13 protein-coding genes are annotated in these 13674 nt (G+C 59.6%); 10 read left to right on the top strand and 3 right to left on the bottom strand.

Annotated elements, in window-relative coordinates; all coding sequences use genetic code 11:
* Positions 1-124: 124 nt before the first annotated feature.
* From miaB to ACXAD0_RS07445, 6 genes are all read left to right on the top strand, one after another.
* Complete coding sequence (gene miaB / locus ACXAD0_RS07470) at positions 125-1492, top strand: tRNA (N6-isopentenyl adenosine(37)-C2)-methylthiotransferase MiaB (RefSeq protein WP_475087745.1); 1368 nt, start codon at positions 125-127, stop codon at positions 1490-1492.
* A 181-nt stretch (positions 1493-1673) separates the two neighbouring features.
* Complete coding sequence (locus ACXAD0_RS07465) at positions 1674-2714, top strand: PhoH family protein (RefSeq protein WP_475087744.1); 1041 nt, start codon at positions 1674-1676, stop codon at positions 2712-2714.
* 22 nt (positions 2715-2736) lie between these two features.
* Complete coding sequence (gene ybeY / locus ACXAD0_RS07460) at positions 2737-3204, top strand: rRNA maturation RNase YbeY (protein ID WP_475087743.1); 468 nt, start codon at positions 2737-2739, stop codon at positions 3202-3204.
* Positions 3205-3288: 84 nt separating this feature from the next.
* Positions 3289-4173 (top strand): HlyC/CorC family transporter, encoded by an 885-nt coding sequence (locus tag ACXAD0_RS07455; RefSeq protein ID WP_475087742.1) that lies wholly within the window; start codon positions 3289-3291, stop codon positions 4171-4173.
* Between the two features lie 48 nt (positions 4174-4221).
* Positions 4222-5784: an apolipoprotein N-acyltransferase gene (gene lnt / locus ACXAD0_RS07450; protein WP_475087741.1), complete on the top strand. Its 1563-nt coding sequence runs from the start codon at positions 4222-4224 to the stop codon at positions 5782-5784.
* A gap of 168 nt (positions 5785-5952) precedes the next feature.
* On the top strand, positions 5953-6867 hold the full coding sequence (locus ACXAD0_RS07445) for a TIGR01777 family oxidoreductase (RefSeq protein WP_475087740.1): 915 nt from the start codon (positions 5953-5955) through the stop codon (positions 6865-6867).
* Between the two features lie 36 nt (positions 6868-6903).
* On the opposite strand, the gene ACXAD0_RS07440 is transcribed toward ACXAD0_RS07445, so the two are convergent.
* The 3 genes from ACXAD0_RS07440 to ACXAD0_RS07430 form a co-directional block, all read right to left on the bottom strand.
* The gene (locus ACXAD0_RS07440) at positions 6904-7269 is read right to left on the bottom strand and encodes a hypothetical protein (RefSeq protein ID WP_475087739.1); all 366 of its coding nucleotides are present in this window, start codon (positions 7267-7269) and stop codon (positions 6904-6906) included.
* Positions 7270-7445: 176 nt separating this feature from the next.
* A complete protein-coding gene (locus ACXAD0_RS07435; RefSeq protein WP_475090334.1) occupies positions 7446-8225 on the bottom strand; it encodes a YdcF family protein in 780 nt (259 codons plus the stop codon).
* Positions 8225-8671, bottom strand: coding sequence for a zinc ribbon-containing protein (locus ACXAD0_RS07430; RefSeq protein WP_475087738.1), 447 nt, complete (start codon positions 8669-8671; stop codon positions 8225-8227). Before ACXAD0_RS07430 ends, ACXAD0_RS07435 begins: the two co-directional genes overlap by 1 nt.
* A 95-nt stretch (positions 8672-8766) precedes the next feature.
* Here ACXAD0_RS07430 and leuS point away from each other — a divergent pair, with 95 nt between their 5' ends.
* The 4 genes from leuS to holA are packed head-to-tail and all read left to right on the top strand — an operon-like array spanning position 8767 to position 13483.
* Positions 8767-11367 (top strand): leucine--tRNA ligase, encoded by a 2601-nt coding sequence (leuS, locus tag ACXAD0_RS07425; protein ID WP_475087737.1) that lies wholly within the window; start codon positions 8767-8769, stop codon positions 11365-11367.
* 30 nt (positions 11368-11397) lie between these two features.
* Positions 11398-11940 (top strand): hypothetical protein, encoded by a 543-nt coding sequence (locus ACXAD0_RS07420; protein WP_475087736.1) that lies wholly within the window; start codon positions 11398-11400, stop codon positions 11938-11940.
* Positions 11937-12461, top strand: a complete 525-nt coding sequence (locus ACXAD0_RS07415; protein ID WP_475087735.1) for an LPS-assembly lipoprotein LptE — start codon at positions 11937-11939, stop codon at positions 12459-12461. Before ACXAD0_RS07420 ends, ACXAD0_RS07415 begins: the two co-directional genes overlap by 4 nt.
* Before the next feature lie 17 nt (positions 12462-12478).
* Entirely contained in the window at positions 12479-13483 is a 1005-nt protein-coding gene (gene holA / locus ACXAD0_RS07410; RefSeq protein WP_475087734.1) for a DNA polymerase III subunit delta, read from the top strand.
* Positions 13484-13674: the final 191 nt, after the last annotated feature.

Raw genomic sequence — 13674 nt, 5'->3', positions numbered from 1 at the left:
CGCAAGAATAGCACAGCTCCTGCCCCGCTAATATAGCCCGAATGGCGCCTCTCTATGCAGTTTGCGGCGGGACCGCTATAATGCCCGCCCATTTCAGATTGAACAGTTTTTGATCAGGCCCGATATGTCCGAATCCTCGGTAAAAAAGCTTTATATCAAGACCCACGGTTGCCAGATGAACGAGTACGATTCCTCGCGTATGCGCGATCTGCTCGGCGAATCCCATGCCATGGTGCCGACCGACGACCCGGATGAGGCCGATGTGCTGCTGGTAAACACCTGTTCTATCCGTGAGAAGGCACAGGAAAAACTGTTCCACCAGCTGGGCCGCTGGAAGCACCTGAAGGAAAAGAATCCCGAGCTGATTATCGGCGTGGGTGGCTGTGTGGCCAGTCAGGAAGGCGAAGCCATTGCCAAGCGCGCGCCCTATGTAGACCTGATCTTTGGTCCGCAGACCCTGCATCGCCTGCCGGAGATGATGGAAACCCACGAGCAGGACAATGGTGCCGTGGTGGTGGATGTCAGCTTCCCGGAAATCGAGAAGTTCGACCGCCTGCCCCAGCCTGAGGCCGATGGCGCCACCGCGTTTGTCTCCATTATGGAAGGCTGCTCGAAGTACTGTACCTTCTGCGTGGTGCCCTATACCCGCGGAGAAGAGGTGAGCCGCCCGCTGGCGGATGTGCTCGAGGAGATCGCCCACCTGGCAGAACAGGGCGTGCGCGAGGTCAACCTGCTGGGCCAGAACGTCAACGCTTATCGTGCACCTGGCGCCGATGGCCAGATTGTCGATTTCGCCGAGCTGATCACCTATGTGGCGGCCATCGAGGGGATCGACCGTATTCGCTACACCACCTCCCATCCGGTGGAATTCTCCGACGCGTTGATCGATGTCTACGGAGAAGTGCCGGAACTGGTCAGTCACCTGCACCTGCCGGTACAGAGCGGTTCCGATCGTGTCCTGATGGCCATGAAGCGCGGCCATACCGCCCTGGAATACAAGTCCAAGATTCGTCGCCTGAAGAAGATCCGTCCCGATATCTCCCTGTCGTCCGACTTTATCATCGGCTTCCCGGGCGAGACCGAAAAGGACTTCGAAGACACCATGAAACTCATTCAGGATGTGGGTTTCGATACCTCGTTCAGCTTTATTTACTCGGCGCGCCCCGGAACGCCGGCCGCAGACCTGCCCGACGATACCCCGGAAGAGGTCAAGAAGCAGCGCCTGCAACTGTTACAGCATCGGATTAACCAGCAAGCTGCGGAGATCTCCCGTCGCATGGTGGGCAACACCGAGCGGGTACTGGTCACCGGTGTCTCCAAGAAGGATCCGGGTCAGCTGCAGGGCCGCACCGAAAACAATCGGGTGGTCAACTTCCGCTTTGACGACCTGGCCCTGATCGGCAAGTTTGCCGACGTCGCCATCGAAGAAGCCCTGCCCAACTCCCTGCGTGGCACGCTGCTGGGCTCCGAGCTGGACGACTCACTGCTTTAAATTGGTCATACCGCGGCAGGCTTTCGCGCGTTTCGTCGCCGAAAGCCTGCAGTAATGCCCTGGCGTTATATGGAAATTCGGCCATTAGAAGCTATTGGTCATATATGGCACTTCCCCCCCGGCGGAAAATCGGTATACCCTAGAGACTGAATCCCCTGATAGAAGGTGCACGGAACCCAATTTGGACACACAAACCCTCGCTCACAGCATCACCCTTGAGCCCAACGACGCCCGCCGCCTGGCCAACCTCTGTGGCCAATTCGATCAACACCTGCGCCAGATAGAACAGCGACTGGATATCGAGATCCGCAATCGCGGCAATCAGTTTGCGTTTTACGGTGAACCCAAGAGTGCCCGAGCTGCCGGCGAGCTCCTCAGCTTCCTGTACAAGGAAACCGACACCCGCGACCACCTGACACCGGATGAGATTCATCTCGCCCTGCAACAGGCCGGCGTCGAGGAGCTGATGGCTGAGAACGGCCAGGGAGACGAGAAAGAGCAGGTTGTGCTGATCCGCACCAAGAAGTGCTCTGTGCGCCCCCGTGGTATCAACCAGCGCAAGTATGTCCGCGCGGTACAAACCAACGACATTAACTTCGGTATTGGCCCTGCCGGTACCGGTAAGACTTACCTGGCCGTGGCCTGTGCCGTTGAGGCCCTGCTCAAGGATGAAGTAGAACGCATCCTGTTGGTCCGCCCCGCGGTGGAAGCGGGTGAGAAGCTGGGCTTCCTCCCCGGTGACCTGAGCCAGAAAGTCGACCCCTACCTCCGCCCGCTGTACGACGCCCTGTATGAAATGCTGGGCTTTGAAACCGTCGGCAAGCTGATTGAGCGCAATGTGATTGAGGTGGCGCCACTCGCCTACATGCGTGGCCGTACCCTCAACAATGCCTTTGTAATTCTCGACGAGAGCCAAAACACCACCCGTGAGCAGATGAAAATGTTCCTTACCCGGATTGGTTTTGGTTCCACTGCGGTGATTACCGGCGACCCCAGTCAGGTCGACTTGCCGCGCGGCCAGGCATCGGGCCTGCGCCATTCAGTCGAGGTACTGGGCAAGGTCAACGGCATCAGCTTCACCCATTTCGGGGCAAAAGATGTGGTTCGTCACCCGCTGGTCCAGCGCATTGTAGAAGCCTACGATGTACATGAGGCCGAGCGCGACGCTGCCCAGGCTGCCAAAGCCGCAGAGAATGCCCAGAGCCGCGATAACGCCGCCTGATGAGCAGTCTGTTGTCATCCCTGTGAGTATCCTGATTGATATCCAGCGGGAAAGCCGCTGCGACGGTCTTCCCGATGATGGACACCTGCAACGGTGGGCGAACGCCGCCCTGGCCGGCCAGCGCGATGAGGCCGAGCTCACCGTCCGGATCGTCGATGAAGACGAGAGTCGCGCGCTCAATCACCAGTACCGCGGCAAGGACAAGCCCACCAATGTGCTGTCGTTTCCGGCGGAGCTGCCGCCGGGTATCGACCTGCCGCTGCTGGGTGACCTGGTAGTCTGCGCACCGGTGGTGGCAGAGGAGGCCCGCGAACAGGGCAAGACGTTAGACGCGCACTGGGCGCACATGATTGTTCATGGCACACTGCATCTTCTGGGCTATGACCATATAAAGGACTCCGAGGCCGAAGAGATGGAAGGCCTGGAGACCCAGCTGTTGCAGGGCATGGGGTTTGCAGACCCTTACCTGCCGCAGGATGTCGGACAGTAACCGACTGGTAACGACGACCGCGCTGGTACGGGCGGCTGACCGATTTTTGAGAAATAGAGAGTAAAGCGGAGCATGGCCACTTCCATGACCACAGACGAACCCCCAAGTAGTCCCTCTTCCAGCAAGCCCCGTTCCGGGGAGAAAAACTGGCTGGAGAAACTTTTCGGCGCCTTTTCCGCCGAGCCCAAGTCCCGCGATGAGCTGCTGGAGATCATCAAGGACGCCGCAGAAAACCAGCTGGTGGATGCGGAAGCCCTGTCGATTATCGAGGGCGCCCTCGATGTATCGAGCCAGCAAGTGCGTGAGGTCATGATTCCCCGCTCCCAGATGGTTGTGGTGAGCCTGGAAGATAGCCCCGCCGAATTCCTGCCCAAGATTATCGAGTCCGGACACTCGCGCTTCCCGGTTACCGGCGAGAGCGTCGACGACATCCGCGGCATCCTCCTCGCCAAAGACCTGCTGCCCCTGGTTCTCAAGGGCGTTGAGAATTTCAGCCTCGAGGAAATCATCCGTCCCGCCAATATCATTCCGGAGAGCAAGCGCCTCAACATCCTGTTGCGCGAGTTCCGTGAAAACCGTTATCACATGGCTGTCGTGATTGACGAGTACGGTGGTGTATCTGGCGTCGTGACGATTGAAGATATCCTCGAGGAAATTGTCGGCGACATCGAAGATGAGACCGATGACGAAGAAGAAGATAGCTTCATCCGCAAGGTGGGTGAGAACGACTTCATCGTGAAGGCGCTCACCCCCATTGAGGAGTACAACGAGTACTTCGCCAGCGACATGAGTGAAGAAGAGTTCGACACCATCGGCGGACTGATTATGCAGTCGTTCGGGCATCTGCCCGCGCGGGACGAAGTCACCGAATTGGGCGAGTTCCGTTTCAGAGTGCTCTACGCGGATAATCGCCAGATCCACCTGCTGCGGGTCAATCGGGTCAGCGAAGGATCTGCGCAGAGCGACTGAATCCGCCGATAAACATAATCAGATACGGCAAAGCCAGACACGGACACCATGCGTAACCTGCTGTTCTCACTGATGAGCGCCGCCTCCGGCGCTCTGATTACCCTGTCTCTCGCCCCCTTCGATTTCTGGATCGCGGGCCTGTTGTCGCTCAGCGGTTTGGCAGCAGTTCTTTTGCTGGCCAGCCGCGGCAACCGACTGTCCAGGCGAATGGCCTTCTGGCTGTCATTCTGTTTTGGAGCCGGCCTGTTCGCCAGCGGCGGATCCTGGGTCTACGTATCGATCACAGAATTTGGCGGTTCTTCGGCGCTGCTGGGCGTTATTCTCACCGGTGCGCTGGTGGCCATCATGGCCGCCATGATTGCCCTGCCGCTCACGTTTGTCGGCCGCTTCACCGATAGCCCGGTCGCGTTCACCTGTGCGTTTGCCGCGCTCTGGTTTGCCAGTGAGTGGATTCGAGCCTGGCTGTTTACCGGTTTCCCGTGGCTGTTCTCCGGCTACGCGCACCTGAATACCTGGCTGGCAGGCTGGGCGCCGGTGCTCGGGGTTTATGGCATCGGATTGCTGCTGGCACTGGCCGCTGCGGTCATTGCGCTGCTGCTCACCGGCAGGCTCCGCGGTCAATCCCGCGCGATGCAGGCGGGCCTGCTGAGTGCCGCCCTCCTACCCTGGCCAATCGGCGCGGCGCTCACCCAGGTTGCGTGGACTGAGGCCGCAGGCGACCCCATCAAGGTCGGACTGGTACAGGCGAATGTACCGCAAGAAAAGAAGTGGCTGCCCGAATTCCGTGGCGAGACCATTCGCCGTTACCAGGAGGGCACGCAGACCCTCACCCGACAGCAAGTCGATGTCATTATCTGGCCGGAAGCCGCACTGCCGATCCTTTACACCCAGGCCCCCAACCTGATGCAGGCCCTGCAACGCAACGCAGAGCGCACCGAAGTCGACCTCATCAGCGGAATTCTCTACGACAAAACCGATAGCGGCCGCCGGGTGGTACACAATTCTGCCGCGGTGTTCGGCCGCAGCCCGCACGTCTACCACAAAAGGCATCTGGTCCCATTCGGTGAATATGTGCCGCTGGAAGACCTGATTCGGGGGACCATCGAGTTCTTCGACTTGCCCACCTCATTTATCCGTCCCGGTCCCGATGCACAGCCGCCGCTACTCGCCGGCAATACCAGCTGGGCACCGCTGATCTGCTACGAGATCGTGTACCCACAGCTGGTCGCCGATACCGCGCTAACCGCGCAAGTCCTGCTGACCATCAGTAACGATGCCTGGTTTGGCGAGTCCATCGGACCGCTTCAGCATATGCAGATGGCGCAGATGCGCGCGCTGGAAACGGGTCGCTTCCTCGTGCGTGGCACCAACACCGGGGTCACCGCGATTGTCGATCCCCGGGGCCAAATCATCGAGCGACTGCCCCAGTTTGAGCAGGCAACCATGGTCGGCAGTGTCGTTCCGTATCGGGGCAACACACCCTTTATGCTCGCCGGCGTCACCGGTGTACTGGCATTGGCTCTGGTGCTGCTGGCAATCGCCGTGTTTGCCCAACGCGCTGCCCAGCGCGATCGCACGGCCCCGCCAGTTGCCGACGGACTGGTGGAATAACACCATAAAAACAGCACGCAGCGGTGAGAATGTCGCCGTTGCGTCCCTTTAATGGTCTCTTCGTGGCCTGCCCTGCCGCTAAGCCAGCCAGCCCCCTATCACTCCCGATACAGCCTGCTATGCTGCAGTCACTGAACTTTTTCGAGGTGGCGGGGGCCCCCTGAACACATGCACTGTTTAATTACTGGAGGCACCGGGCTGATCGGCCGGCTCTTCTGCCAGCAGTGGCTCGCCCGTGGCAACCAGCTTACCGTCATCAGCCGCAATCCGGGGCAGGTGCACCAACTCTGTGGTGAAGCGGCTCAGGGCTATCGCGACCTCACCCAGGTCAGCGAGCCGGTGGATGTCGTTGTGAACCTGGCCGGAGAGCCGATTAGCCATCGCTGGAACAAGCGGCGCAAAGCGGAAATTCGTCGCTCCCGTGTTGATGCCACCGTGCAACTATCCCGCTGGATTCTCGAACAGCCGCAGCGTCCGCAGTATGTCCTGTCTGGATCGGCGGTTGGCTATTACGGGGATCGCGGCGGCGACCTACTGCGCGAAGACAGCCCTGCCGGGGGCGGCTTTGCTGCCGACCTTTGCCGTGACTGGGAAGCGGCGACCCAACCATTGCAACAGGCGGGCCTGTGTGTCGGCACTATGCGCACCTCGATCGTGCTATCTACGCGTGGTGGTGCACTGGCGCAAATGCTGCCGGCATTCCGTCTCGGACTGGGGGGGCCGATGAGCAGTGGCGAGCACTGGATGAGCTGGATTCACGAGGAAGACGTCGTGGGTCTGATGTTACATGCCATCGACCACGCGCTTTGCAAGCCTTTTAACGCCTGCGCGCCGGAGGCCGTCACCAATAACAGTTTCGCGCGACTGCTGGCCAAGCAGTTGCACCGCCCCTGCCTGCTGCGAACACCCAAATGGCTGTTGAAGGGATTGTTTGGCGAGATGGCAGAGGAACTTCTCCTTGCCAGCCAGAAAATGGAGCCGAGGACGGCGCTGGACAGCGGCTACGTATTCCGCTTTCCCACGCTGGAACAGGCCCTGGCGGACCTGCTGGACAAGCACACGCACCATCACGCGCGCGCCTGACCCAGATTTAACAGGGGATGGAGCGTACCGCCGGGATCAGGCGGCTACGACGTCGCGCTCGAGCACCTGGCTCAGGAAACGGCGCCCGGATTCACCCTTGACCGGCTCTGCCACGCACTCCATGGGCGCGGAGCCGACCCAATGCGCCTGCCAGCGATACCAGCTGGCCTGTTCTTCCGCACCACGCAGTTCGATAAATTCCACCTGGGCGGGCTCGAGGTCGAATTCGCGCACAATCTGACCAGCAAAGGTCTCAAAGTTCTTACTGACGACCGCCGGGTTATCGCCGGCGAGAAACACCAGTTCCCGCCCCTCGTGGCAAACTCGTCGGAAACCCACCTGCACCGGGCGATTGAGGCGGTTCACGAGTTTCAAATGTTCAAATGTGTCAGGGATATTCATCTGTTTTGGTACCTCTTTTATTGTTATCAGCGGTGTCCTTTACCGATCTGTTAACTGTCATATCTGCCGGACACCTCGGGAATCCCGAGCTGGCACCCATGTTAGGTGTCGTACTAAAAACGTACAAGCGCCAGACGCGACTGGATTTTTGAACCCAGTATCCTGCGAATAGTTCCTCAGCAACGACGCACTTCAGGCATTGGCCGCCAGGCGTACCAGAGCGACGCCAGCTTCTCCCGCCAATATAGCTGCGCGCGGAGCATGGCCGCTGCACTGGGCAACCAGCGCAGTAATCCGCTCTGGGCGCGGGGTAACCGCTCATCGGCACTGCCAACCGGCAGGGGCTCTACCTGCAGGCCGGCGCGGGCAAAAGCCTTGGCCGCCCTTGGCATATGCCACCAGTGCGTCACCAGCACAATCCGCTCGACACCCCCGTCGCGCAGCATCTTGGCGCTATTAACTGCATTCTCGGCAGTTGTGCGGCTGCAACTTTCGCGCCAAGTGACAGGGCGGGACAGGGCCTCCTGCAACAGTTCCGCCATCATGTCGGCCTCGGCCAACTGCTCCTGCGCGAATACCCGCCCCCCGGAGACCAGCATCGGCAGCTTGCGGGGCGCTTTCTGCGCTGCCCAAACCACGCGTTCCAGCGCTGCAGCCGAGAGGCGCTCCTCGCCGGTGCGGCTATCCCGGTAACGCCCCGCGCCGAGCACCACCACGGCCTGCGCAGCCTCGCCCTGTGCCACTGGCGGTTGCTTGAGGCGCTGACCCATCCAGTCAGAGAAAGCCGGCGTGGAAAACACCCAAAGGGCAAGGAGCGACAGGATAATCATGGGAAATGACAATTTTGCTGCCAGTGAATTGGCGGGAAACAAACGCAGGATCAAGGCCACCAGCACCCCCAGCAGGGGCGCCAGGGGCGGCAACAGCATCAGCGTGAGGATCGAGGTGAGCTCCATCAATCTTCGAGACCACCTTCGATCTGGCGAAAGCAACCGTAGCCACAGCGATGGCAGGGCGTAATTTGGCTCCCCTTGGGTGGCAGCGCCCGGTAGCCACAGCCGAGACACTGCAGCTCTTCATCGGCACCTACCGTCTCCCCCGCCAGCGCCCAGGGTTTGCCGGTACGAATGCAGCGCATCAGGTTAGGCCAAGCCGTCTCCGTGGGGTTGGCCGCGTTGAGCAGCCAGTCCCCGGTGCGCTCTTCCAGCGTTTGCAGCTCGCCCCCCAGCCCCTGGAGATAGTCCGATGCCCGGTGCAGGTCATCCTTGAGCCAGGCCTTCAAAAAGGCCAGTTTGTTGGCGGTAAGGTTCTCTACCGCCAGCTCTCCCTCGACGATATTTTCCAGATCCTGGCGCAACTCGTCGGTAACATTGTCTTCCTTGGGCAACTTCGGTTCCTTCATCTTGGCTTCCCCCATATAATTCGGCGCTTGCATTGCAGTCGTCAGACTGTCTTTACCACAGAGAATACAGAGTCACAGAGTATAGGTTCCCGCCGATGGAAGAGCAGTACAACCCCTCAGCAGTCGAAGCCGCCGCCCAGGCGTACTGGGATGAGCAAAAAAGCTTTGAGGTGAAAGAGGACACCAGCAAGGAAAAGTTCTACTGCCTGTCCATGTTCCCCTACCCCAGCGGCAAGCTGCATATGGGGCATGTGCGCAATTACACCATCACCGACGTGATCTCCCGGTTCCAGCGTATGCAGGGCAAGAACGTCCTGCACCCCATGGGCTGGGATGCCTTTGGTCTGCCCGCAGAAAACGCGGCCATCCAGAACAAAACCGCACCGGCCAAGTGGACCTACGCCAATATCGACTACATGAAGGGCCAGCTGAAAGCGCTGGGCTTCGGTTTCGACTGGTCCCGCGAGCTGGCGACCTGCCAGCCCTCCTACTATCGCTGGGAGCAGTGGTTCTTCACCCGCCTGTACGAAAAAGGCCTGGTGTATAAAAAAATGGCCACCGTTAACTGGGACCCGGTGGACCATACCGTTCTGGCCAACGAACAGGTGATTGACGGTCGAGGCTGGCGCTCAGGCGCCGTGGTCGAACGTAAGGAGATCCCCCAGTGGTTCATCAAGATCACCGATTATGCCGAAGAGCTGCTGGCCGATCTGGACAAGCTGCCGCACTGGCCGGAGCAGGTGCGCACCATGCAGCGCAACTGGATTGGCAAGAGCAAGGGGATCGACCTCAGCTTCGCCCTGCCACAGACCATCGCCGGTGTTGACCACTTCGACGTCTACACGACCCGTCCGGATACCCTGATGGGGGTTACCTATGTATCTCTGGCGGCGGAGCATCCGATTTCCCTGTCACTGGCGGAAAACAATCCAGAGCTCGCAGCGTTTATCGCCGAGTGTAAGAAGCAGTCTCTGTCCGAGGCCGATATGGCCACCATGGACAAAAAAGGCATGGATACCGGCATCAAGGCCATCCACCCGATTACCGGCGAAGAAGTCGCGGTCTGGGTCGCCAACTATGTGCTCATGGATTACGGCTCTGGCGCGGTGATGGCCGTACCGGCCCATGACCAGCGCGACTGGGAGTTTGCCCGCAAGTACAACCTGCCGATTACCCAGGTGGTCGCTCCGGCCAACGGCGAGGAAATCGACCTGGACAAAGAGGCCTTTACCGAGAAAGGCGTGCTGGTCAATTCCGGCGGCTTTGACGGCCTCGACTTTGAAGCCGCCTTCAATGCCATTGCCGATGCCTTGTCTGCAGCGGGTAAAGGCAAAGTGACCACTAACTATCGCCTGCGCGACTGGGGTGTGTCCCGCCAGCGCTACTGGGGTGCCCCTATCCCCATGTTCAACCTGCCAGATGGCGGCGAAATTCCGGTGCCGGCCGACAAGCTGCCGATTCTGCTGCCGGAAAACGTGGAGCTGGACGGCGTACAGTCGCCGATCAAGGCGGACCCGGAGTGGCGTAAAGACGACCTCAACGGTGAGCCGGTGGAGCGCGAAACCGACACTTTCGACACCTTTATGGAATCGAGCTGGTACTACGCCCGCTACACCTGCCCCGATTTCGAAGAGGGCATGCTGGATCCCGCTCGCGCAGACTACTGGCTGCCTGTGGACCAGTATGTCGGTGGTATCGAGCACGCCATCCTGCACCTGCTGTATGCGCGCTTCTTCCACAAGCTGATGCGTGATGAAGGCCTGGTCTCCAGCGATGAGCCCTTCAAGCAGCTGCTGTGCCAGGGCATGGTATTGGCGGAATCGTTCTACAAAGAGCAAGATGGTGCACACAAAGTCTGGATCAACCCGGCGGATGTGGACGTCGAGCGGGACGATAAGGGTAAAACCATCCGCGCCGTCGAGCGCGCAACTGGCGAGGAAGTCATTGCCGGTGGGGTGGTGAAGATGTCCAAGTCCAAGAACAACGGCATCGACCCGCACGCCGCCGTTGAACAGTACGGTGCTGACACCGTGCGCTTGTTCACTATGTTTGCGGCACCGCCCGAGCAAACGCTCGAGTGGCACGACTCCGGTGTGGAGGGCGCGAGCCGCTTCCTGCGCAAGCTGTGGAAAGCCGTGCACGGCCATACCGCTGCCGGTGGCAGCACTGCCGTGATCGACGCAGCCAACCTGAGTGACAAGCAACAGCAACTGCGCCGCAAGACCCACGAAACCATCCAGAAAGTGAGTGACGACTACGGTCGCCGCCAGACATTCAATACCGCGGTCGCGGCCGTGATGGAACTGCTGAATGAAGTCGGCAAACTGGCCGAGCGCGACAGCGAGCAGGGTCTGGCCGTCGAAGCGGAAGCGCTGCGCTCTGCCGTGCTCTTGCTGGCGCCGGTCACCCCGCACGTCTGCCACCAGCTGTGGCAGGCACTGGGCCACACCACCCCGCTGGTCGATGCAGAGTGGCCGCAAGTGGATGAAAAAGCCCTGGTGCGCTCCAGTATTACCCTCGTGGTACAGGTGAACGGCAAGGTGCGCGCGAAACTGGAAGCGCCCGCAGATGCCGACAAGGAAGCACTGGAAAAAATGGCGCTGGCCGATGCCAATGTGCAGAAATTTATTGGCGATGCCACTGTGCGCAAGGTCATCGTGGTACCCGGTAAACTGGTGAATATTGTCGCAAAGTAAATCCAGCGCACAGTAAGCAAGGATGGCGCAATGACTCTGGCAGCTAAAATCGCTCTGGTTGTTGCGCTTCTTTCGCTTGCGCCCTCGACTCTTCATGCTCAAATCAGCATCGAGAACCTTGTGGGCACCTGGCGAAGCACTTGCCAGCTGCGCAGCGCGCAGAGCAGCCACAGTCTCATCACCACCACGACCTATCTCAGGTCAGGAAAAGTGTCGACAACAGTGGCGCTTTACGCAGATGATGAGTGCAAAGAAGTGCGCGAGGGGGCACTCTTCCTAACCGGTCAATATCGGCTGGGAGAGTTTGTTACCACCCTCGATGGAGATCTGGCTCGGGAGCTGGATATCCAGATTGAAGAGATGCGCCTGGATGACTCAGAGTTGCAGATTCAGGAAAAGAAACATCAACAGATCGTCGTTATTACAGACGGACAAATGTACTTGGGGACGCTCCCTACGGAGCCCACAAACGGGCCGTTGACCCGGCCGCAAACCCTTAACAAGACCTACTTTCTGACACGGCGGGCTCCGTCTGTCAGCCCAATGCCGAACAGCAGTAAGCAGAAACAATGAAAACAACGATCCGGCTTTGCCTAACCCTACTTCTCACTTGTGCAGTAACGGCGTGCGGCTGGCACCTGCGTGGCGCGCCCAAGAATTTCCCGCCGGGCAGCCTGCTGTATATCACATCGGAAAACACGCGCAGTGACCTGGCAGCCCAGCTGACTCGTCTGCTGCAGCACGGCGGCATCGAAATGTCCGAGTCGCCGGAACTCGCCGACTACGTCATGATGATTCACAAGGAGAGTGAAACCAAACGTATCGTTTCCGTCGACGCAAAAGGTCGTGCATCGGAATATGAGCTGCGCACCAGTGCAAACTACAGTGTTCAGGATGGCCAGGGACGCATCCTTCTGGATAACGCAATTGCCGACGTCTATCGCACACTCGAGTGGGACGACGGCGAAGTGGTGAGTAAAGGGGAAGAGGAACTGCTTTTACGCGAGGAAATGCGCCGGGAGTTAATTCGCCGCATGATCGATCGGTTGCGCCGCATTGATATCAGCGCGACCCCAGAACAGCGCAGCTACTGATCGCCGGGTATTTCTGTATGCGCATTAATCCTCGCCAGTTACCGCAAAGCCTCAAACAGCTTTCCCCCATTTATGTGATTTCGGGTGACGAGCCCCTGATCGTGCAGGAGTGCTGTGACAATGTGCGCGAAGCTGCGCGCCAGCAGGGCTTCACCGAACGGGAGCTGCTGCACGCGGAGGCCAATTTTGACTGGGGCCAACTCGTCGCTTCTGCCGGTAACCTGTCCCTGTTCGCGGAGAAAAAAATCGTTGAGGTGCGCCTGCCGAGTGGCAAGCCCGGCGACAAGGGCAGCAAGGCACTGCAGGAGTTCGTTTCTATCAGTGCCGGCAACCCAGATCTGCTGTTGCTGCTGGTGATGCCACGCCTGGAGCGCGCGCAGCTGAACAGCAAGTGGATCAAGGCACTCGATGCCAACGGCGTACTGGTACAGATCTGGCCGGTCGAGGCCGCCGAAATGCCCCGCTGGATTCACCAGCGACTGCGCGCAGCCGGGCTCGACGCCGAACCCGAGGCGATCCAGATTCTCGCCGAGCGTGTGGAAGGTAACCTGCTGGCTGCCAGCCAGGAAATCGAAAAGCTCAAACTGCTGAGCGATGATACGCTGATTACCGCCAACACCATGCGCGATGCGGTCGCGAGCTCTGCGCGCTACGATGTGTTCGGCCTGATTGACCGGGCACTCGCGGCAGATGCCGACGGCGCGGTACGCACACTACAGGGATTGCGCGCCGAGGGCGTGGAGGCGCCTGTCGTGCTCTGGGCTCTGGCGCGGGAAATTCGCAGTCTGCTGGAAATCGGCGAGAAGCTCGACCAGGGGCAACCCCTGAATCGCCTGGTACGCATTCAAAAACGCCAACCCCTGGTGCAGTCCGCCCTGTCACGTCTACACCCGCGCCAACTGCAAAGCCTGCTGCTTCGCGCCCGTGCCGTGGATACCGCCATCAAGGGCGCTCGTGATCAGGATCCCTGGACCGGGCTTCTGGAGCTTACCCTCAACCTGTCGGGTAAACGCAGTATCTAGTGGTCCATGCAGAAAATTATGTAACAGTTCGCTTCGCCAACTTGTCCTGCTCTGCGTTGAGAAAGCTTTAAATAGAACCACTATTCCTGCGCTTCCTCGCATGGACCACTAGCCCCCGACCGCACCAACCCCTCCTGCCGGGCGATAGCGGCTTCCTCTCCAGGCGCTCCCCGAAGCCCAAACATCAGGTG

The organism is Microbulbifer sp. ABF4_148 (assembly GCF_056158985.1).
Note: the sequence above shows the minus strand (reverse complement) of the source record. Positions and strands in the feature narration are given on the sequence as shown.

Excerpts from the sequence above, each read along its gene's own strand:
- miaB (WP_475087745.1), top strand. The coding sequence starts at position 125 with ATGTCCGAATCCTCGGTAAAAAAGCTTTATATCAAGACCCACGGTTGC.
- ACXAD0_RS07455 (WP_475087742.1), top strand. The coding sequence starts at position 3,289 with ATGACCACAGACGAACCCCCAAGTAGTCCCTCTTCCAGCAAGCCCCGT.
- lnt (WP_475087741.1), top strand. The coding sequence starts at position 4,222 with ATGCGTAACCTGCTGTTCTCACTGATGAGCGCCGCCTCCGGCGCTCTG.
- ACXAD0_RS07445 (WP_475087740.1), top strand. The coding sequence starts at position 5,953 with ATGCACTGTTTAATTACTGGAGGCACCGGGCTGATCGGCCGGCTCTTC.
- ACXAD0_RS07440 (WP_475087739.1), bottom strand. The coding sequence starts at position 7,269 with ATGAATATCCCTGACACATTTGAACATTTGAAACTCGTGAACCGCCTC.
- ACXAD0_RS07435 (WP_475090334.1), bottom strand. The coding sequence starts at position 8,225 with ATGGAGCTCACCTCGATCCTCACGCTGATGCTGTTGCCGCCCCTGGCG.
- ACXAD0_RS07430 (WP_475087738.1), bottom strand. The coding sequence starts at position 8,671 with ATGAAGGAACCGAAGTTGCCCAAGGAAGACAATGTTACCGACGAGTTG.
- leuS (WP_475087737.1), top strand. The coding sequence starts at position 8,767 with ATGGAAGAGCAGTACAACCCCTCAGCAGTCGAAGCCGCCGCCCAGGCG.
- ACXAD0_RS07420 (WP_475087736.1), top strand. The coding sequence starts at position 11,398 with ATGACTCTGGCAGCTAAAATCGCTCTGGTTGTTGCGCTTCTTTCGCTT.
- ACXAD0_RS07415 (WP_475087735.1), top strand. The coding sequence starts at position 11,937 with ATGAAAACAACGATCCGGCTTTGCCTAACCCTACTTCTCACTTGTGCA.
- holA (WP_475087734.1), top strand. The coding sequence starts at position 12,479 with ATGCGCATTAATCCTCGCCAGTTACCGCAAAGCCTCAAACAGCTTTCC.